General features: G+C 65.8%; 22 protein-coding genes and 1 tRNA gene. 11 read left to right on the top strand and 12 right to left on the bottom strand.

What is annotated here, in order from left to right:
- Positions 1-57: 57 nt before the first annotated feature.
- Genes EAF64_RS10810 through EAF64_RS10800 form a run of 3 tightly spaced genes read left to right on the top strand, consistent with a single transcriptional unit; the run spans position 58 to position 2942 of the window.
- On the top strand, positions 58-2016 hold the full coding sequence (locus EAF64_RS10810; protein ID WP_129068993.1) for a 3-hydroxyacyl-CoA dehydrogenase/enoyl-CoA hydratase family protein: 1959 nt from the start codon (positions 58-60) through the stop codon (positions 2014-2016).
- Positions 2017-2499 (top strand): PaaI family thioesterase, encoded by a 483-nt coding sequence (locus EAF64_RS10805; protein WP_129068992.1) that lies wholly within the window; start codon positions 2017-2019, stop codon positions 2497-2499.
- Positions 2496-2942, top strand: a complete 447-nt coding sequence (locus EAF64_RS10800; protein ID WP_129068991.1) for a MaoC/PaaZ C-terminal domain-containing protein — start codon at positions 2496-2498, stop codon at positions 2940-2942. The genes EAF64_RS10805 and EAF64_RS10800 overlap by 4 nt, the downstream gene beginning before the upstream one ends.
- A 27-nt stretch (positions 2943-2969) precedes the next feature.
- On the opposite strand, the gene EAF64_RS10795 is transcribed toward EAF64_RS10800, so the two are convergent.
- The 3 genes from EAF64_RS10795 to EAF64_RS10785 are packed head-to-tail and all read right to left on the bottom strand — an operon-like array spanning position 2970 to position 5554.
- The gene (locus tag EAF64_RS10795; protein ID WP_129068990.1) at positions 2970-3491 is read right to left on the bottom strand and encodes an Lrp/AsnC family transcriptional regulator; all 522 of its coding nucleotides are present in this window, start codon (positions 3489-3491) and stop codon (positions 2970-2972) included.
- Positions 3492-3542: 51 nt separating this feature from the next.
- On the bottom strand, positions 3543-4418 hold the full coding sequence (locus EAF64_RS10790; RefSeq protein ID WP_129068989.1) for an alpha/beta fold hydrolase: 876 nt from the start codon (positions 4416-4418) through the stop codon (positions 3543-3545).
- 2 nt (positions 4419-4420) lie between these two features.
- Positions 4421-5554: an acyl-CoA dehydrogenase family protein gene (locus tag EAF64_RS10785; protein ID WP_129068988.1), complete on the bottom strand. Its 1134-nt coding sequence runs from the start codon at positions 5552-5554 to the stop codon at positions 4421-4423.
- A 105-nt stretch (positions 5555-5659) separates the two neighbouring features.
- On the opposite strand from EAF64_RS10785, the gene EAF64_RS10780 reads away from it, so the two are divergent.
- Positions 5660-6640, top strand: a complete 981-nt coding sequence (locus EAF64_RS10780; RefSeq protein ID WP_129068987.1) for an MBL fold metallo-hydrolase — start codon at positions 5660-5662, stop codon at positions 6638-6640.
- 17 nt (positions 6641-6657) lie between these two features.
- On the opposite strand, the gene EAF64_RS10775 is transcribed toward EAF64_RS10780, so the two are convergent.
- Positions 6658-6969 (bottom strand): hypothetical protein, encoded by a 312-nt coding sequence (locus EAF64_RS10775; RefSeq protein WP_129068986.1) that lies wholly within the window; start codon positions 6967-6969, stop codon positions 6658-6660.
- 153 nt (positions 6970-7122) lie between these two features.
- Between EAF64_RS10775 and fer the strand changes: the two genes are divergently transcribed.
- Positions 7123-7785 carry a ferredoxin Fer gene (fer, locus tag EAF64_RS10770; RefSeq protein ID WP_129068985.1) on the top strand — a complete coding sequence of 221 codons (663 nt, stop codon included), beginning with the start codon at positions 7123-7125 and terminating at the stop codon, positions 7783-7785.
- Between the two features lie 13 nt (positions 7786-7798).
- On the opposite strand, the gene EAF64_RS10765 is transcribed toward fer, so the two are convergent.
- A complete protein-coding gene (locus tag EAF64_RS10765; RefSeq protein ID WP_129068984.1) occupies positions 7799-8104 on the bottom strand; it encodes a hypothetical protein in 306 nt (101 codons plus the stop codon).
- 555 nt (positions 8105-8659) lie between these two features.
- On the opposite strand from EAF64_RS10765, the gene EAF64_RS10760 reads away from it, so the two are divergent.
- A complete protein-coding gene (locus tag EAF64_RS10760) occupies positions 8660-10024 on the top strand; it encodes a restriction endonuclease (protein ID WP_129068983.1) in 1365 nt (454 codons plus the stop codon).
- A 176-nt stretch (positions 10025-10200) separates the two neighbouring features.
- On the opposite strand, the gene EAF64_RS10755 is transcribed toward EAF64_RS10760, so the two are convergent.
- Positions 10201-10275, bottom strand: a tRNA-Glu gene (locus tag EAF64_RS10755).
- A gap of 506 nt (positions 10276-10781) precedes the next feature.
- Between EAF64_RS10755 and EAF64_RS10750 the strand changes: the two genes are divergently transcribed.
- A complete protein-coding gene (locus EAF64_RS10750) occupies positions 10782-11423 on the top strand; it encodes a DUF6230 family protein (protein WP_129068982.1) in 642 nt (213 codons plus the stop codon).
- 36 nt (positions 11424-11459) lie between these two features.
- On the opposite strand, the gene EAF64_RS10745 is transcribed toward EAF64_RS10750, so the two are convergent.
- Together EAF64_RS10745 and thyX are read right to left on the bottom strand one after the other, a co-directional pair.
- Positions 11460-12671, bottom strand: coding sequence for a helix-turn-helix transcriptional regulator (locus EAF64_RS10745; RefSeq protein ID WP_129068981.1), 1212 nt, complete (start codon positions 12669-12671; stop codon positions 11460-11462).
- 138 nt (positions 12672-12809) lie between these two features.
- Positions 12810-13553, bottom strand: coding sequence for an FAD-dependent thymidylate synthase (thyX, locus tag EAF64_RS10740; protein ID WP_129068980.1), 744 nt, complete (start codon positions 13551-13553; stop codon positions 12810-12812).
- Between the two features lie 95 nt (positions 13554-13648).
- Between thyX and EAF64_RS10735 the strand changes: the two genes are divergently transcribed.
- Complete coding sequence (locus EAF64_RS10735) at positions 13649-13987, top strand: cupin domain-containing protein (RefSeq protein ID WP_129068979.1); 339 nt, start codon at positions 13649-13651, stop codon at positions 13985-13987.
- On the opposite strand, the gene EAF64_RS10730 is transcribed toward EAF64_RS10735, so the two are convergent.
- Both EAF64_RS10730 and EAF64_RS10725 read right to left on the bottom strand, forming a co-directional pair.
- A complete protein-coding gene (locus EAF64_RS10730; RefSeq protein WP_129068978.1) occupies positions 13984-14652 on the bottom strand; it encodes an RAD55 family ATPase in 669 nt (222 codons plus the stop codon). The genes EAF64_RS10735 and EAF64_RS10730 overlap by 4 nt on opposite strands.
- Positions 14652-15236 (bottom strand): response regulator, encoded by a 585-nt coding sequence (locus EAF64_RS10725; RefSeq protein WP_129068977.1) that lies wholly within the window; start codon positions 15234-15236, stop codon positions 14652-14654. The genes EAF64_RS10730 and EAF64_RS10725 overlap by 1 nt, the downstream gene beginning before the upstream one ends.
- Positions 15237-15396: 160 nt before the next feature.
- On the opposite strand from EAF64_RS10725, the gene EAF64_RS10720 reads away from it, so the two are divergent.
- Together EAF64_RS10720 and EAF64_RS10715 are read left to right on the top strand one after the other, a co-directional pair.
- Positions 15397-15975, top strand: coding sequence for an MBL fold metallo-hydrolase (locus EAF64_RS10720; protein ID WP_129068976.1), 579 nt, complete (start codon positions 15397-15399; stop codon positions 15973-15975).
- Between the two features lie 137 nt (positions 15976-16112).
- Positions 16113-17282: a sensor histidine kinase gene (locus tag EAF64_RS10715; RefSeq protein ID WP_129068975.1), complete on the top strand. Its 1170-nt coding sequence runs from the start codon at positions 16113-16115 to the stop codon at positions 17280-17282.
- Here EAF64_RS10715 and EAF64_RS10710 read toward each other — a convergent pair.
- A complete protein-coding gene (locus EAF64_RS10710) occupies positions 17265-18065 on the bottom strand; it encodes an ATPase (RefSeq protein WP_129068974.1) in 801 nt (266 codons plus the stop codon). The two genes, EAF64_RS10715 and EAF64_RS10710, sit on opposite strands and share 18 nt — an antisense overlap.
- Positions 18062-18370, bottom strand: coding sequence for a DUF5827 family protein (locus EAF64_RS10705; protein WP_129068973.1), 309 nt, complete (start codon positions 18368-18370; stop codon positions 18062-18064). Before EAF64_RS10705 ends, EAF64_RS10710 begins: the two co-directional genes overlap by 4 nt.
- A 128-nt stretch (positions 18371-18498) precedes the next feature.
- Here EAF64_RS10705 and EAF64_RS10700 point away from each other — a divergent pair, with 128 nt between their 5' ends.
- Positions 18499-19683: an alpha-hydroxy-acid oxidizing protein gene (locus EAF64_RS10700; RefSeq protein ID WP_129068972.1), complete on the top strand. Its 1185-nt coding sequence runs from the start codon at positions 18499-18501 to the stop codon at positions 19681-19683.
- The last annotated feature ends 53 nt before the right edge of the window (positions 19684-19736 follow it).

The raw sequence follows: 19736 nt of genomic DNA, 5'->3' as shown, positions 1-19736 counted from the left end.
CTAACAGTGTTCTACTGCTCCGGTGGAGTTATACCGGTGGGGGTACAGCTACCCCGCATGTCAGTTGACGACATCGAGCGAGTCGCAGTGCTCGGCGCCGGGAACATGGGTCACGGCATCACAGAGGTCGTGGCTATCGCCGGCTACGACGTCGTGATGCGGGACATCGAACAGGAGATCGTCGACGAGGGCTACGAGGACATCCAGTGGAGCCTCGAGAAGCTGTCCGAGAAGGGCCTCGTCGACGAGGACGCCGACGACGTGATGGCCCGGATCGATACCGAGGTCGATCTGGAGACCGCCGTCGAGGACGTGGACCTCGTGATCGAGGCCGCACCCGAGCAGATGGAGCTGAAAAAGGAGATCTACGGCGAGCTCACTGATTTCACGCCCGAAGACGCCATCCTCGCGTCGAACACCTCCTCCCTGTCGATCACGGAGATCGCGACGGCCACGGACAAGCCCGACAAGGTCGTCGGGATGCACTTCTTCAACCCGCCGGTGAAGATGGACCTCGTCGAGGTCATCTACGGCGAGGAGACCAGCGACGAGACGGCCGAAACCGTCTACGACTTCGTCGAGTCCATCGACAAGACGCCGATCTACGTCCGCAAGGACGTGAACGGCTTCGTCGTCAACTCCGTGCTCGGCCCGTTCGGCGACGAGGCCGGCTGGATGGTCAGCGCCGACGAGGCCACCATCCGCGAGGCCGACGCCACGATGGTTCACGAACGCGGCTACCCGATGGGGCCCTTCGAGCTCGGTGACCTCACCGGGATCGACATCGGCTACCACGTCCGGAAGGAAGCGGGCAAGCCGGTGCCGCCCATCGTCGAGGAGAAAGTCGAGGCCGACGAACTCGGTCAGAAGACGGGCAAGGGCTACTACGACTACGAGGACGGCGACGGGGCCGACTACGGCCACGAGGACGTCTCGGAGGACTTCGACTGGCTCCGCATCGAGGGTCGGATGGTCAACGAGGCCGCCAAGCTGATCGGCAACGACGTTGCCACGCCCGACGCCATCGACACCGGGATGCGTCTCGGTGCCGGCTTCCCCGAGGGCCCCTGCCGGCGTGCGGACAAGATCGGCCTCGACGCGGTGCTTGAGAAACTGGAGACGCTGTACGAGGAGACCGAGGCCGAACGCTACCGGCCTGCCGACTACCTCGTCGAACTCGTCAACAACGGCCACACCGGCGAAGACGCCGGCCAGGGCTTCTACGAGTACGGTGGCGACGACGGCGACCGCGAGTACCGCACCCTGAACGTCCTCGAGGAGGGCGAGGTGCTGGCCATCGAACTCGACCGGCCCGAGCGCATGAACGCGCTCAACGAGGACCTGATGGACGAGATCGAACACGTCCTCGACAACGCCGACCTCGACGAAGTGCGCGTCGCGACCTTCGAGGGCGCTGGCGACCGTGCGTTCTGTGCCGGTGCGGACATCGGCGGCTTCGCCGGTGCGAAACCCTGGGAGCGGGGCACCATCACCTCGATGTTCGAGACGGTCAACGACTTCCCCAAGCCCACCATCGCGAAGATCGACGGCTTCTGTCTCGGCGGCGGCCACGAACTCGCGCTGGCCTGTGACCTCCGGGTCGCTACCGAGGACTCCGAGTTCGGCTTCCCCGAGATCAACCTCGGCCTGCTGCCCGGCGGCGGCGGCACCCAGCGCACGATGCGGATGATCGGCGAAGCACGTGCCAAGGAACTCGTCTTCCGCGGCGAGCGCATCTCCGCCGAACGCGCCGAGAACTGGGGCCTCATCAACCGTGCGGTGGACGCCGACGAGTTCGACGACGTCTGCGCCGAGTTCGTCGACGACATCGTCGAGGGCCCGCCGGTCGCACTCGACTACGCCAAGAAGGTGATGAACCGCGGCGAGGACGCGAGTCTGGAGGCCGCGCTGACCATGGAGAGTCAGAGCTTCGGCCTGCTGCTCAGTACCGAGGACGTGCTCGAGGGCACGTCGGCGTTCGCCGAGGACCGCGACCCCGAGTTCGAGGGCAAATAGATGGGCGAGGGTGACGACGGGCAGTCGACCCCGGTCGACATCGACCCGGACGCCCCCAGCGCGGAGGTGGCCGCGTACGTCCTGGAGAACCACGGCTACCTCTCGTGGCTGAACATCACGGTCGAGGACCTGGAGGAGGGCCGGGCAGTCATGCACCTGCCTTACCAGGAGAAACTGGCCAACTGGGTGACGGGGACGATCCACGGCGGCGTGACCGCCACGCTGATCGACACCTGTAGCGCCTTCGCGCTCCGGACGACGATGGACGATCCGATGAACACGACGCTCGCGACGACGGATCTGGACGTGAAGTACGTCCGACCGGCGACCTCGGACATCGAGGTCGAGGCGGAGGTCATCCGCTCGGGCACGTCGACCGGCGTCACCCGCGTCACCGTCACCGGCGAGACCGACGACGGCGAACGAAAGGTCGTGGCTATCGGTGCGACGACCTACCGGCTATTCACGGACAGCAGCCTATGACAGAGAGTTACTTCGAGACGGTCGAGATCGGCGAACAGCGCGAGACACAGGCCCGGACGGTCACGGAGGCGGACGTGGTCAACTTCGCCGGCGTCAGCGGCGACTTCAACCACCTCCACACGGACGCGGAGACGATGGGCGAGTCGCAGTTCGGCGAGCGGATCGCCCACGGCATGCTGGTGTTCTCGATGGCGACGGGTCTGCTCTGGCAGTCCCGGTCGGAGCAGGAACGCGACGCCGTCGTCGCGTTCTACGGTATCGACGAGGTGCGGTTCGTCGGACCGACGTTCATCGGCGACACGATCCACGTCGAGATCGAAGTCCTCGACAAGCAAGAGCGCGATCACCCAGTCGCGACTGGCGTCGTCCGGTACGACATCGACGTGGTCACGCAGGACGACGACACCGTGTTGTCCTGTGAGATGCTCTCGCTCGTGACCTGACGCGGAAGAGCGGAACTCGCGGTTCTTTCAGTCGTCCTCGTGGAGCGTCTCCAGAATCTCCGGATCGGTCCGGAACTTCAGGACGTTGTGGACCACGGAGTTGCGGATGTTGTGGACGACGTGGCCGTGTTCCTTGTAGAAGTCGTGGATCCACTTGGACTCGGTCTGTCGGTCGGGGAACATCATCACCGACTTCCACTGGTACTCGCCGTCCGAGAGGAAGTACATCAACGTATTCGGCGAGTCCCGGATGTACTCCATGGCGTCGCGCCAGCCTTCCTCGAACTGCTCGGGGTTGATCTTGAACTCGAACATCCCGAAGATGAAGTACTCCTCGTTGGGGATGATCGCCTCTCGGAAGACGCCTTCCTCGCGCATCCCGCGGATCGACTCGCTGACGGTGACGTGGGATACCTCGATGTCGTGTTCCGTCTCGAGGATGCGCGCCAGGTCACGCGAGGACAGCTGTGGGTCCCGCGATAGCTCGCGCAGTATCAGCACGTCACGTTCCTTGAACTCCCAGTCCGGTGCGCTACGTTCTCCGCTCACGCGTCTCCCTCCATCGTCTCAGTGGTGGTTTGCAGATTCATTTTATCCTTTTCACTTGGACACAAACTGCGACACTTCCTCGGCGAACCGCTTCGGCCGGTCTTCGACGACCCAGTGGTAGGCGTCGAGTTCGATCACGTCGCCGCCGACCTCCTCGGCGAGTCGTTCCCCGTACTCGAGGGGCTGCATCACGTCCTGCGCGCCCCAGAGACAGAGCAGATCGGCCTCGATCGCGCCGTAGTCGATCTCGGTCGTGTGGTTGGTGTTCGTCGCGACCGCGTTCCGACTGAGCGAGACCTGCCCCGGCTCGGTTGCCCACGGCGCGGCGATCCCCTCGACGAACGTCTCGTCGACGTCGTCGTGGTAGAGCCCCTGCCGGAAGGCCCCGTCCAGCATCGCCTGGAACTCTTCGGGGTCCTGTTCGGCCGTGTCCGGCAGGCCGAGGTTCGAGATGAACTCGACGGGCCAGGAGTCGTAACAGACCGCGTTGGCCATCACCAGATCGGTCACCTCGCCGGGCCGGTGGGCGGCGTACCGCACCGCCGCGCCGCCGCCGATGTCGTGGGCGACCAGCGCGCACTCGTCGATCTCGAGTTCGTCGAGCAGATCCCGGAGCATCAGTTCCTGCGCGCGGACCGACCGGTCGAACCCGTCGTGCATCGCCGAGTTGCCGTACCCGAGCATGTCGGGGACGATCACCCGGCGATCCGTGGCCTCGGCGACCGCCGGGGCCACGTCCCGCCAGAGGTACGACCACGTCGGGATGCCGTGCAGGAACAGGATCGGCGGGTCGTCGTTCGCGGTGTCGGCCTCGCCGTCGTCCGCCGAATCCCAGAACGCGACCGACAACTCGTGACCGTCGACGGTGACGGTCGCGTCGCTTTGCTCGTTCGTCCACTCCTCGTGTGTGTAGCGCGTCTCGGACATCGTCAGAGGTGCTCCGCGATGATATTCTTCTGAATCTCGCTGGTGCCGTCGTAGATCTTGGTGATGCGAGCGTCCCGGTAGAACCGTTCGACCGGGTGGTCGGTGACGTAGCCCGCGCCGCCGTGGACCTGGATGGCCTCGTCGGTCACGTCGACGGCCCGCTCGGAGGCGAACAGTTTCGCCATGCTGGCGAGTTTCGTCGCCAGGGCGTCGTCGCCCGAGTCGATGGCCGCGCCGGCGCGGTAGGCCATCGACCGGGCCGCCTCCACGTTCGTCGCCATCTCGGCGAGTTTGTGCTGGATGGCCTGGAACTCCGAGATCTTCCGGTCGAACTGCTCGCGCTCGTCGGCGTACTCCACGGCGGCGTCCAGCGCCGCCTGCGCGACGCCGGTGGCCTGTGCGGCCACGTCCGCCCGCGCCGGGGCGAAAAACTCCATGAGCTGGTAGAAGCCCCTGTCGACCTCGCCGACGACGTTCTCCGCCGGGATGCGCAGGTCGTCCAGCACGATCTCGGCGGTGTCCTGGGCGCGGATGCCCAGCTTGTTGTCGATGCGGGTCGCCTCGTAGCCGTCCACGTCGGTCGGCGTGAGCAGTGCGGAGATGCCGCCGTGGCCCTCGCCGCCGGTCCGGGCCATGATGATCGCCACGTCGGCGACCGTGCCGTTGGTGATCCACATCTTCTGTCCGTCGACGACGAACTCGTCGCCGTCCCTTTCGGCAGTCGTCTCCATCCCCGCGACGTCGCTCCCGTGGGCCGGTTCGGAGATGCCCGTACAGATGGGCGTCTCGCCGGCCGTGATCTTCGGGAGCCACTGTTCTTTCATCCAGTCGTCACCGTACTCCAGGAGCATCTCGGTCCCGAAGCGGGCGGCAGAGATGGACCCGCCGATGCCGGCGTCGGCCCGCCACAACTCCTCGGTGACGAGGAGTTCGCTGACGGGGTCCATTCCCGCGCCGCCGTACGCCTCGGGGACGTTCGGTGCCACGAAGTCCAACTCCGCGGCCGCTTCGAGCAGGCCGTGTGGATACCGCTCTTCGGCCTCGTACTCGCGCGCGACCGGGCGGATCTCGGCCTCGCCGAACTCCCTGACCGCCTCCCGGACGGCGCGTTGCTCCGCTGTAAGCCGGAACGACATACCGGCCGTTCGTTACCATTGGAAAAATAAGTTCCGGGGCGAGACAACGGCGTTAAGATTCTCGCCGGCTTTAAGTCCGCGCCCGCCGAGAGTATCGGGTATCCAATGCATCGGATCACGCTCGGAAACACGTACTTCGAGGGCAAGAACGACGCCTACCTGTTCACCGGCGACCAGACGACGCTGGTCGACACGGGTATCGCCACCACCGACACCCGCGAGCAACTGGCCGACGGACTGGCCGACCACGGCGTCGCGTTCGCCGATATCGACGCGATCTTTCTCACCCACTACCACGCCGACCACGCCGGCCTCGCCGCCGAGATTCAGGCCGAGAGTGGCGCGACCGTCTACGCCCACCCCGAGGACGCGGCCCTGATCGCCGGCGACGACGACGCCTGGGACGACCTCGAAACCCGCCAGCGCGCGGCCTTCGAGGAGTGGGGCATGCCCGAGGACGACCAGGCGGTGCTGGAGACGTACATGCGGGCCGGCGTCGACCACCACACCGCCGGGGCCGACGTGGAGACCGTCACCGACGGCGAGCGCTTCGACCTGGGCGACGCGACGCTCGAAGTCGTGCACACGCCGGGCCACACGGCCGGGCTCACCTCCTTGGCCCTCCCCGACCGGAACGAGGTCCTGACTGGTGACGCTCTCCTGCCGGTGTACACGCCCAACGTCGGCGGTGCCGACGTGCGCGTCGACCGCCCGCTGGAGCGCTACCTCGACACCCTCGGGCGCATCGCCGACGCCGACTTCGACCGGGCCTGGCCCGGCCACCGCGACCCCATCGACGATCCCACCGCTCGGGCCCAGGAGATCATCCACCACCACGAGGAGCGCGCTTACCGCGTCCTCCAGGCCCTGGACGACCTCGGGCCGGCCGACGCCTGGGCCGTCAGCGCCGACCTGTTCGGCGATCTGGAGGGGATTCACATCCTCCACGGCCCCGGCGAAGCGTCGGCCCACCTCGACCACCTGACCCGCACGGACGACATCGAGAAAGACGACGGCGTGTACTCGCTGCCCGCCGACACCCGCGAGCGCTTCCAGGCCCGCGACGACGACCGTTGGCCGCTCTGAGCGGCCGCTCGCCCCGATCAGGCACCCTGTTCGGGGTCGGCCGCCAGGTCGCCGAAGCCGGCAATCCGGAACTGCCGCGAGTCGGTGCAGTCCTCGACACCAGCCGCGAGGTCACCGACCGTGTAGTCGAACCGGTGCTCGAAGGAGTCGTAACTGCCGTCGGCCAGTCGGTCGGTCACCGCCGTGACCGAGAGGGCCTCGTCGTACGCCTCGCGGAAGGCCGCGGCCTTCTCTGCGGCGGCCGTCGCAGTCTCCGCGTCGGCCCCGAACTCCTCGACGAACGCCGCTTCGAGTTCCGCTACGAACTCGCTGTCCTCGATCTCGCTCATGTACGCCCCACGGTCGGCGCTCAGTGTATTCCTTGTGGATTCTGGTCGACCACGGGGCGGTCGGACCAGGATCGTGAGACATGTCCACGTCCCCCACCCGGAATAACTTGTTGCGGAAGGAGGGGATTTATACGCTAGAGCCGTAGGGCAGACGTGGCCTCCCCATTCGACGTTCTCGGGATCGACCCTGACGCGGACGACGCGGCGATCCGCGACGCCTATCGTCGGCGGGTGAAGGAAGCCCATCCCGACCGCGGCGGGTCCGCCCGCGAGTTCCAGCGCGTCAAGGAGGCCTACGAGAAGATCGAGAACGGATGGGAACCCGACGACCGAATCCCGGAACCGGGGTCCCCGGAGACCGCACCGGAGCAGGAGCCCGAACCCGAACAGGAGGGGCACCACGTCGAGTACCTCAACTACGAGGTCCTCGACGACCACGGCTGGGAGCTCTCGGACGACGACCTCTTCGAGAAGGCCGCCGGTGCGTACCTCGACGAGGACGACTACGGCGAACTGCTGGTCGAAGACAACCAGTCGCTCCTGGAAGCCGCCGAGGGCGACGGCCACGCCTGGCCCTTCGCCTGCCGGGGCGGTGCCTGCACGAACTGTGCCGTGGCCGTCGTCGAGGGCGAGATGCCGACGCCGACGAACCACATCCTTCCACAGGAGATGCTCGACCGCGGCATCCGACTCTCCTGTATCAGCTCGCCGGTCTCCGACGAACTGAAAGTCGTGTTCAACGTCAAGTACCTCCCCGGCGTCAACGAACTCCTCTTGCCCGCGAGCCGGTTCGAGGGCGCGTCGACCTCCGACTGACCGTCGCCGGCCACTACTCGACGGCTGCCAGTCGGTCGACCCGTTCGACACTGACCGCATCCGCGAGCCGCTCGCGCAGTTCGGGGACCGCCGCGGTGCTCTCCAGAGTGACGGCGACGGTCACCAGCGTCGCGGTGAACTGCGGGTCCAGCCCGCACAGGCCGTCGACAGTCACTGTCCGAACGCCCGCGACGCGCCCGAGCCGCCGCTCGGCCCCGGTCGCGAGGTCGGCCCCGGAGCCGTCGGGAATCCGGACGCCGAGGAGCGCCGTCAGGGTAGTCGTCCGTGTCGATTCGACGTCGGTGTCTGTGATGGTCATGAGTACAGCGTCTCTGATCGGCGACAGCAGTCGTACTCACTGGTGATACGGTCGTCCTCGACCGATGCGTGCCACACGGCGTGACGATTCGGTCGCTGACGGTTCGTGATCAAATCGAGAAGGCCACAGCGACCACGCACGCCCGACTCGCCGTGGGGAACTGTGGCGTCCGGGTTCCCGGCCCCCGACGGGTAGTCCGTGTAGGGTAGCCGGTTGTCCGGACTCAATCGTGGCCCGCGCCACGTGCATCGAGGGCGGCGTCTACTGCCGCCGGTTCACGAACAGTGGCGGCGTCGAGTAGCAACCGGGAAGAACGGCCCCGGACACCGGTCGCTCTCGGACCGCGCGACCGTCGTCCGTCCGGGTTCTCTGCATTCATGGAGTGACCCCTCTCGGGCACGCCGTCGCCGGTGCCCGTGTTCACTCCCACAAACCCGAGAGTGTGTATTAAATTTAGCTGGGGTGTGTGACGCACACTCGTACACCCCCGGCAGAGAGATCACGTCCTGACACCACACGAACACAAAAATAGAGTACCGTCCGTCGCATGCCGACATGGCCGAACTTCTCGACGACCTCTCCGGTTTCGAGTTCGAGGATCTCATGGAGGACGTATTCCGCAATCTCGGCTACGAGGACGTCCGGCAGTCGACGAAGACGGGGGACGAGGGACGGGACATCGTCATGGAGGAAGTCGTAGACGGGACACGTCGGGCGGTCGTCGTCGAGTGCAAACACACGGAACGAGTCGGCCGTCCGGTCGTCCAGAAACTCCACTCCGCGGTGGCGACGCACTCGTTCGACGGGCCAAAACGAGGGATGGTCGTCACGACCGGAACCTTCACCGGGCCAGCACGGGAGTACGCCGAACAACTCCGTTCGAACGACGACCCACACAGGATCGAGCTCCTCGACGGGACGGACTTACGAGCGATCGGTGACGAGATCGGTTTCGACCTGTACAACGGCCGGATCGAGATTCTCTGCGACGAAACGCTCCGACCGTCCGACCCGTCCGCCGGCGTCCACGCGCCGGTCAGGGACGCCTTCCGCGACGTGGAAAACATCGACGCGCGTGACATCCCCGCTCCCGTGGCGACCGCCGATTTTCGGCCCGTCCTCGAAATCACCGCCGAGACCGACGCGACGTTCGAGACGTCCGTCGGCGTCGTCCATCGAGAGCGCGGCCAGGACCGGATCCTCGTCGAGGCAGAGCGCGGTCACCCCTCGGAAGCAGACCCGACTGTTCGACGACTCGTCACGAACAACCTGAACCAGCGAGTGACACTGGACGAAGACTCACTCGGCGAGGCGTTCGACGACATCGAGATCCATCGGTTCGGTCAGACGGAAACCGAACACAAAGACTGGGCAGTCGAACGTATCCGCGAGAACCGAACGACGTCGGTCGAGTACACCGGCGACAACAACGTCACCTACGACGAGACGTGTGAACCGTCGCTCTCTGACGTCTCCGTCCAGTCTATCGACCCAGTGTATCTCCCCCGGATTCGACAGGTCGTCACGCTCCAGCAGTACAGCTATCCCTACGAGTACTACAACGCTGGTCCCTCCCGGGAGACGCTGGAAAACGGTGTCCATCGCTGTGTCCACTGTGACGCGGCCAGCGCGGAGACGTACACGTACTGTGCCAACTGCGGGAGCATCAACTGCGGCTCACACACCAAAACTGAACGTCTCGAAGGGACACCGATCTGCACCGGGTGCGCCGTCACCGAGCGGTTCGTGTTCTCGACGAAGTACTTCTACGACCGCGAGAACCTCGATACGTTCCGGACCGAATACGAATCGATGCCGGTCCACGAGCAACTCATGGAGAACCGGCCGCTGACCGCCGGCCTCCTCCTCGGTGTTCTCGGACTCGCGTTCTTCCTACTGGCGTCGACTGGCCTCCTGTGACACCAGTCTCAAAGAACCGTCACATTCGTCGCTCGCGGAATAGCCAGCGACAGAAGTGCTCCGACAGGGATTTGAACCACGCGAAAACGGACCCGTTCGTTTCACTCACGGGTTGCGTTTTCTCTACTGCAGATCTCTCTGGAGCATTCGCTCCTCACCTTCGTTCGTCGCAAAAGTGCTCCGACAGGGATTTGAACCCTGGTCATCGCCTCGAGAGGGCAATATGATTGGCCGGACTACACTATCGGAGCGCGACGCTTTGGGCATCTCGGACACCCTCGGCGCGTCTACTCCACGGTAACCGCGAGTTGTGTTTAACAGTTCCGTTTTCGGACCACCGTGGTCCGGCGTACCAACCGCCCGTCCGCACCGGCCCTCGCGGTCACAGTGGCGTTCGTGGGCCGTGTTCGAATGCCACGTTCCTGCCGGCTACTCCGATTCGCCGTCCAGATTCGGCTGGTATCCGAAGCGAACGGGAAAGCGGTCGGTAACGGGGTGGATTCGTCCGGCCCGTGTCGGGAGGTAGTCCGTCCGCAAGCACAGACGGGACGGCTGGTTTCCCGCGAAAATACTCACACTGGACACTCTCGTACGGATACAGGTGGTTGTGACGTGGGACGGCCGAGTGAGGATCGGCCGGTAGAGGGGGTCGGCGACTCCTGGGGGCGGACCGTCACCGTCGAGCGGTGCGACTCTCGGCGGGCGGTGGAGCCTGTGACGGTGCGTTGCCGACGAGGCAACCACGAAAGGGAACACCATGTACGACAAATCACTACTGGCGAAGAGTACCGGCGTCTCTCTGGGCGTGATCGCGGTCATCGGCCTGCTCTTTCTGAGTACCGGGACCGGACTCGCCGTCCCGGTCGCGGGTATCGGCGGCTTCACCATCGAGGCCGACAGCATCGAGGGCGACGACCTGGTCCTCTACCCCGACGTAGTCGAGAGCGAGCAGGGATCCGACTATCCGCAGGCGATCATCGAACTCCAGGCCAACCGCATCGAAGGACTCCGACTCGTCAAGACCGTCGACCTGGACGACGTATCACTCGACACGCTCGACGGGACCGTCCGGATACTGATCGAATCCGGCGGTACCGTCGAGACCGATCAGATCCTCATCCAGTCGCCGGGACTGAACGCGAGCGAGGGGACGTTCAACGGTCTCCAGATCCGTGGCTCCGACTCCGACGACCTGACCGAGACGTTCCAGATCACGGCCCCGTCCGAACCGGTCGAGGGGAAGACGGTGGACCTCGACGGCGGTGAGAACCCCGGCATCGAACTCACCGACCCCGAGATCCACGCGACGTACCTGGCGACCAACCAGATCACGCTGCCCGACCTCGAACTGCGCGTGCAGTACGACTCCGACGACGACGGTGAGTACGAGTTCGGATAGCTCGGGTGCCCCGTGGGCCTGCGCCCTCTGCCCCACTCACTCGTCGTCGAACGGTGAACCGGCCGCGTCCGGTTCGTGACCTTTGAGACTGATGATGTTCTCCCGTCCGACGCGCAACTTGCTGATGTGTTCTTCGTCCTCCATGTCCGAGAGGAGCATGCTCACTTTCGATTTCGACCAGCCCGTCTCGTCGACGATGTTGGCCTGTTTCATCCGCCCGCCGTTGTCTTCCAGCAACGACAGCACCCGATCCTCGTCGGTCAACAACTCCTCGTCGGGGATCGGCGACTCCTGTTCCGGCTCGGTCGCCGTTGCGTCGTCGGGATCCGTTTCGGTCGCGGCACCGGCGGCCGGCCCGTCCGAGTCGTCCACCTCGGTCGTCGTCGATCCGAACAGCCCCGTCCGCCAGGCGATGCCTGCGCCGGCACCGACGGCGACGACGAGCACGCCGACGAGGACGAGCGGCAGGAGCCCACCGCCGTCGTTCGAGACCTGGTCGGGTTCGCCCGTGGTGGTCGCCACGGCCCCGCCGTTACCGAGCGTGGCGGGATCGGCAGCCGTGAACACGACCCGTGGATTGTCGTCGGGGAACGACTTCGGGCCGGCCCAGCTGACAGAGGCCGTCTCCCCCTCGGTCGTGGTGTCCGGTTCGGGGGCAGTTCGATCCGCCAGCAGGGCGAGGTCGGGGCCCGTCCGGAAGACGAGTTGCTGGCTCTCCCCGACGTAGAACTCGCCCTGGAACACGTCGCCGACGGTCACGCTGTCACCGGACACCTGCGCGAAGTTGGTCCACAGGAACGACATCTCGACGACGCCGCTGTTGCCCTGCGGGTTCAACCCGGCCGTCCGACTGAACCGCGTCGCGGTCATGTTCCGGCCGGTCGCGTCACTGCCCGCGGCTGTCAGTCCCTGTGCGCTGTCCTGGAAGTTCGTCCAGAGGTCGGTTTCCTCGGTTCGGAACCGCTCGGCGTACTCCCGAAACTGCGCGCGTTCGCTGTCGTTCAGGGGCCCACCGGTGAAGTGTTTGAACGTCCATCGTGCGGAGCCGTTCGCGTACACCGTGACGACGAACCGCGTCGACTCGAACTGCTGTGGCGTCGCGAGGGCCCGCCCGTCTTCGGCCTGTGCCCCAGCGCCGTCGGCGGCGGTCACCCCGGCGCCCCCCGGAGTCGCGGCGACCACGCCTTGTCCGAGGACTCCCCCGGCCAGTAGGATACAGACGAAAGCGAGCGAGAGCGGACGAGACATCTAGTGGGAGAAAGAACCCCCGGACTCCATAAAAACACTGTGTCTGATCCAAGTTCGCCGGTGTCGACACGTCAGGTGGGTCGACGCTCTCCGGTGGTTAGCGGCGAGGAGCGGCCGACGACTGGTCGTCGCTCGGTTTCAGGGGGCCAGCCGGTTCTTCCGGTTTTTCATGTGCTCGTCGTAGTACTCGAAAGTGATCGGACACCACTCGGCTGCCAAGTCAAGGACCTGCTCCGTCATCTGTCTGATCTCCCACTGACTGTCTGCCGCCGCCCGCATGTCCGCCACGTGCATCAGCATCCGGACGTTCATCGACATGACCATGTTGACCTCGGTGCCGATGGGCAGCACGAACCGGGCGTCTTCGGGCGGCATCCCCAGATCGAGCAGTTCCTGGTAGGACTCGACGGCGTCGGCGACGGCGTCCTGGAAGACTTCCTCACGCTTCTCGGCCGTCTCCTCGCCTACTGCACCGCTTTTCTGGTTGCGGCCCACCCAGTCGGGATCGGTCGCCGACGGCGGGGTGACGACCATCTCCCCCTCGCGCACGTCCTCGGGGTCGACCTCGTCGAAGGAGACGTACCTCATACTCTGGATATCGAATGATACGTGCCTGTGACGGGTGATCTGGGCCATACAGGATCGGCTGATCCCCTTCACCGCGAAGGTGGCCTGTGGATGCTCGAACGGGCCGAAGTGGCCGTGATCGAGTAGGTGGCCGATCAGCGTCTCCTGTTTGTCCTCCAGCGACTCGCCGTCGATCGACGCCATGACCTCGTCGAACGGCGTCTCGCCGACGAACTCCGCCATGTAGTCGTTGCGAGCCGCTTTGCAGACGAGTTCCTCAGGGTCCTCGGTGGCTTCGAGTAGGCGGACCTCCATACCTCCACGCCGGAGCGGAGAATTATAAAGTCACCTTTCGATCACTCGGCCCACCCCGTCGGCGGATTGAAATCGCTCGCAGTCGAACAGTCGGTATGGCCTACCAGAGAGCTTCGACCGACGACGTAGAGTCCGTGATCGACGACGAGCACGGCGGCATGTGGTTCCTGAAGGAAGCCCTCGACACCGACGAACTGGGACTGACCGTGATGCGCCTGGAACCCGGCTCGAAGGGCAAGCCACACGACCACAGCGAGGACGGCCAGGAGGAAGTGTACTGTGTGGTCGAGGGTGAGGTCGTGGTCGACTTCGACGGCGAGACGGTGACGCTCGGCGAGAACGAGGCTGTCCGGATCGACCCGGACCAGCGCCGACAGATCAGAAACGAGAGCGACGACCTGGCGCGGCTGGTGCTGGTCGGCGCGCCGATCTAGAGTTCCGACCAGTCCGTGGGGCCGTCGGTCAGCCCCATGACGCGTGCCTCGCGGCCGGCGTCGCCGTCGCGGACTTCGATCAGGCCGTCGAAGGCCTGCTTGATGACCTGCAGGGTCTGGTCGTCGTGGGCACCGCTGTCGATGGTGAACACGCCGATGTAGCCCGCGGCGTCCAGCCGCGAGGAGAGGACGTGACAGAACTTGAACACGGTCTCGCGGTTCGTGTAGGTGAGCATCGTCGACAGCGAGATCAGGGCCATCCTGCCTTCTTCAGCCCCCGCGCCGTGGAGCGCTTCCAGGCACTTCGTGATCCCGATCCCGATGCCGGTCAGGTCGCCCGGCGATGAGACCTTGTGGACGTACAGCCCGGGCGGGGTGTCGCCGTCGGCGAGGCCGCCGCCCGAGCCCTCCGCGCGGCAGTCGACGACGCCCAACTGGAGATTGTTGACGCCGGCGACACGGTCGCGGTAGTCCTCGACGATGTTCTCCGCGCTGTCGCCGGTCGAGACGACCAGCGCGCCGTCGCCGTTCCGTGAGCCCTCGGCCAGGATCTCCATCGCGAGGCTCTCTTTGCCCGTCATCGCCGGGCCGGCGATCAGGATGCTGGTTCCCGGGCGGACCTCCGACACTGCCTCAGTTTCCAGAACAGATGATAGGTCGTACATTACGTATCCTCACTCCCGCCGATCTGCTGAATCGCCGTGATGAAGTCGGCGTCGTCCTCGACACCGCCCATCGTCTGGGAGAGCTCATCCTGCAGGTCGGCGATACGGTTCTGTAACTGTGCGTATTCGTTGCTCTCTGCCAGTTCCGCGCCGCTCTTTGCCGTTTCCAGCGTGGCCTGCTTTTCGACCAGTGCGTAGTACTTCTGGAGCAGGCGGTCGTAGGTCGATCGTTCGAGGAGTTTCTCGACGGTCTCGATGAGTTCCTCGCTCCTGATCGGCTTACTGAGATAGGCGTCGAACCCCATCTCCAGGATGTCGAAGTCGGGTTCGACGGCCGTCACCATCGCCACCCGACAGCCCAACTCCCGCTCCCGAATACGTTCGAGCACCTCGTCGCCCGACAGCCCGGGCATCATCCGGTCGAGCAGAACCACGTCTACCTCCGCGTCGAGTTTGTCGAGCCCCTCGTCACCGTCCCCCGCGATCCGGACCTGGTAGTCCTCGGCGAGCCAGAGGTTGTAGGTCTCGGCGACGTCGGGCTCGTCCTCGACGATGAGCACGACAGGTGCTGCTGAATCAGTCATCTGCGCTCTTGTACGCTTTTACCATTCCTCATACATAGCCCTGTGGGTCGATACTCGCGCCTGATACCGACGCGTGGGCTTCCTCACACGAATCACACACCAGTCAGGTCGTGTGAGTACGAAACGACACGCAAAAGCCGCCGGTCGCTGTACTGAGCGTATGATCGTCAACCTCGCACGCGGCGTCCGCGCGTTCACGAGCAACGTCTTCCTCGTGGACGGCGACCGCACGGTGCTCGTCGACGCCGGTAACGAGTTCGACGTCGTCGGCGCGGCCCGCGAGCACGTCGACGACGTGGACGCCCTCGTGATGACCCACACCCACCCCGACCACGTCGGCAACCTCCCCGACATCGTCACCGAGTTCGACGTGGACGTGTGGGGCTACGACACGGACCAGTCCGGCGTCGACCACACCATCGACGACGCGGCGACGGTCCAGCTGGGCGACCACGAGTACCGCGCGCTCCACACCCCCGGCCACAAAGACGACCACCTCTGTTTCTACTCGGCGGCCGCCAGCACTCTCTTCGCCGGCGACCTGATCTTCGCCAACGGGGGGTTCGGCCGGACCGATCTCGCCGAGGGGAACCGTGACGTCCTGATCGACAGCATCGACCGGATCCGCTCGGTCGTCCCGGAGGACCTCGGCGAGATGCACACGGGCCACGGCCCGAGCGTCACCACCAATCCCTACCAGGACGTCGAACTCGCCGCACAGGCCGCCCGGATGGGCTGAATCGGTTTTCGAGCGCGGATACCGGCTCAGGATTTTAGTCGTTCAGTCGCTTTCGTGGCTGTATCACCGATCCCACTGATGCGGACGGGTCGGCCGATCTCGACGCCCTGGCGGCCCGTCGACGGCTCTACGAAGTGATGCAACAGGACGCTCCATTCGAGGCCAAGGCCGAACAGGCGCTGGCGCTCGGGGAGTCGTACCTCGGGGTGACCTACGGCCGTCTGACGCGGATCGACCCGGAAAGTGAGTACTGGCGCATCGTCGTGAGCACCGACTCGGCGGACGACGAGTACCCGCCGGGGCTGGTCCTCGATCTCGGCATGACGTACTGTCGCCACACGATCGGAGTGGCGGACCCGGTCGAGGTCGACGACGCGCTGGCGAGCGACTGGGAAGACGACCCGGCGTTCGAGCACCAGGGCTTCCGGTGTTACTACGGCACCACGATCACCGTCGAAGACAACCTGTACGGGACGGTCTGTTTCGCCGCCGAAGAGCCACGCGGCGAGTCGTTCTCCGAGGACGAGACGCTGTTCGCCGAACTCGTCGGGCGGATGCTGGAACACGAACTCGAACACCGGCGGACCCAGCGCAAAGTCGACCGACTCGACGACTTCGCCGGCATCGTCTCCCACGACCTCCGGAACCCGTTGAACGTCGCCCAACTCAACCTCGAATCCCTCCGTGCAGACGTGGACGACGAACGCCTCACACGTGCCGACGACGCGCTCGACCGGATGGCAGGACTCATCGACGACGTCCTCACGGTCGCCAGGCAGGGCCAGCACGTCACCGAGACCGAGACGGTCGCACTGTCGACCCTCGCAGACGACTGCTGGACGATGGTCGGCACCGGCGACGCGTCGCTGGTCGTCGAAGACGACCTGCGCTTCCGTGCCGACCCGGACCGACTGCAACGGCTGTTCGAGAACCTGTATCGAAATGCGGTCGAACAGGGCGAGAGCGACGTAACCGTGCGGGTCGGCACCGTCGCCGACGACGGGTTCTACGTCGAAGACGACGGCCCCGGGTTCCCACCGGACGAGCGCGAGCGCGTCTTCGAAGCCGGGTTCTCGACCACCGACGGCGGGTCGGGGCTCGGCCTCGCCATCGTCGAGAGCATCGTGGACGCCCACGGGTGGTCGAGCGAACTCAGCGAGAGCGCAGAGGACGGCCCCGCGAACGGGGCGGGCGACGACTCGGTGGACGATCGGCAGTCGTTCCGGGGCGCACGTTTCGAGATCACGGGCGTCGTGGTCGACCAGACGGCTGAGCGGGACCCCGACGAGTCACGAGAGGGCGGCTAACAGGGCCTCGTATCCCGGCTCGTACGCCGTCGCGACCGCGGACGGCTCCTCGCGTTCCTCGCTCGACAGCGCCGGGAGCGGCGCCGAGTCCACCGGATCGATGAGGTCGACGACGGCGGGGACGCGTTCCTCCAGTTGGCCCTCCTCGGGACCGCCGCTGGTGATCGAACAGGCCTTGGAGAAGCGCTCCCCCTCGTAGATCCGCACGCGTGCCGGCTCCACGACGGCTACGGCGTCGGGCTCGAACTCGCGGAGTGGCCGGGCCACGTCGCCGTAGGACTCGACGACCGCGCGCTCCCGCTCTTCGATTCGACGGGCGATGCCGTCCAGCGCGACCAGGTGGAGGTTCCCCATCACCTCGTTCAACTCGGGGAGCGAGGAGACGTGGATGGCCTCGTCCAGTGGGAGGTACTTCCGCACTTCCGCCGGGATCTCGACGGTGTCGTTGACGACGTAGTTCTCGGCCACCCGGTCGACGACGAACTCCCGGTCGGTCTGACCGAGCATCCCCGCGCCCGATCCCGGCGAGGGCCGCCAGAGCCGGTGGATCGGGTTGATGGCTTCGGGATCGAGGTCGGCGGAACTGGCCGCGGCGAGACGCTTCGCGTCCTTCCCGAACAGGCGACCCTGCTCCACGGCGTGGCGGTAGTCGTCGTGGTGGAACCAGTGGTCGTTGCCGGCGCGGGGCTTGAACCCCACCGCGTCGAGGTGGTCGAGCAGGCCGACAGTGAAGGTGGTCTTGCCGGCGTCGACTCTATCGGACCCGGCGACGAGCAGCTTCATTCCTCGCCGGTACCGCCGCCCGTGCTGCCGGCGGTCCCGGCGGTCGCCAGTCCGTAGTGACCGGGCTCGTCGTCGTCGGCCGGCTCGGCGAACACGAAGGCCTCGCTGTTGTCGAGCATCCACGGGATCGTCCAGTCCAGCAGGATGTCCTCGGTCGCCGGATCGAGGTCCTGCCCCGGTTCCAGCCCCTGGAACAGGCGAGCAATCTCGTACACCGTGTACATCTCGTTCTCGTCGAGCACTTCCTCGGGGTCACGGAACTCCAGAGATCGCAGATCGTCGAATTCCGATTTGGGAACAGGCATACTCGCCGATTCGTACGGAGGGGAGTAAACCTCCCGGAACCGAGCCGGCGAGCCAGCCGGTTCGATCCGTGGCCTGCGGCGTGCAAGCAGCCGAAACTGGTATTGAGACGGCGCTGTTTCGGGGGCGTATGACAGACTCCGACCGATTCGGCGACGACCGTGTCAACGACATCTATCGCCGGGGCATGCTGGACAACGAGACCACCGACTTCCCGGTCTCCTACGAGGACCTCCGGAACGCCGCCCACGCGGCCATGAGCGACGAGGGTCGCGCCTACGTCCACGGCGGCGCGGGGTCGGACGAGACCTTCGAGCGAAACCAGGACTTCTCGCCGTGGCGGATCGTCCCCAGGATGCTCCGGGGCGTCGAGTCCCGCGACCTCTCGACGGAGATCGCGGGCGTCGACTTCGACGTGCCCATCGCGCTGACGCCGCTCGGCGTGCAGTCGTTGCTCCACGAGGCCGCCGAGATCGGCACCGCCAAAGGGGCCGCCGAGATGGACGTCCCACTCGTCCTGAGTTCCCTCTCGACGGAACCCATGGAAGACGTGGCCGAGGCCCTGGGTGACACCCCGAAGATGTTCCAGTTCTACTGGTCCTCGGACGACGCCATCGCCAAGAGCTTCCTCGACCGCGCCGAGGCGGCGGGCTACGACGCCATCGTCGTCACCGTCGACGCGCCCATCCTCGGCTGGCGCGAGCGCCTGATCGAGCGCGGCTACTACCCCTTCCTCGAGGGCGAAGGCGTGGGCAACTACTTCTCCGATCCGGAGTTCCGTGCCCAGCTCGAGCAGCCGCCCGAGGAAGATCCGTCGGCCGCCGTCGAGCACTTCCTCGACATCTTCGGCGACTCCAGCCTCACCTGGGAGGACCTCCAGTTCGTCCACGACAACACCGACCTCCCCGTTCTCATCAAGGGTGTGCTCGATCCGCGGGACGCACGAAAGGCCATCCAACACGGCGCTGACGGGGTCGGCGTCTCGACCCACGGCGGCCGTCAGGTCGACGGCTCCATCTCCGCTATCGAGGCTCTGCCCGCCGTGGCCGAGGAAGTCGACGGCGAAGTGCCGATCACCTTCGACAGTGGGGTCCGGCGCGCCTCCGACGCGTTCAAAGCGATCGGCCTCGGTGCCGACGCCGTGTTGCTCGGCCGGCCCTACGCCTACTCGCTGGCCGTCGACGGGGCCGACGGCGTCGAGACCTACCTGCGGAACTTCGTCGCCGAATTCGACCTGACCATGGGGCTGTCGGGTTGTCGCAACGTCGACGAGATCACCGGGGACACGCTCCGCCACGAGTCCGAGTTGCACTGAGCCGCGGGTCCACTTCGTCGCGACGCCGTCGCTGACGGAACGAGCGCTCGAAA

Source organism: Halorientalis pallida, assembly GCF_004118325.1.
Classification (GTDB): Archaea; Halobacteriota; Halobacteria; order Halobacteriales; family Haloarculaceae; genus Halorientalis; species Halorientalis pallida.
The sequence above is the reverse complement of the archived record's forward strand: the minus strand, read 5'-3'. Positions and strand labels throughout refer to the sequence as shown.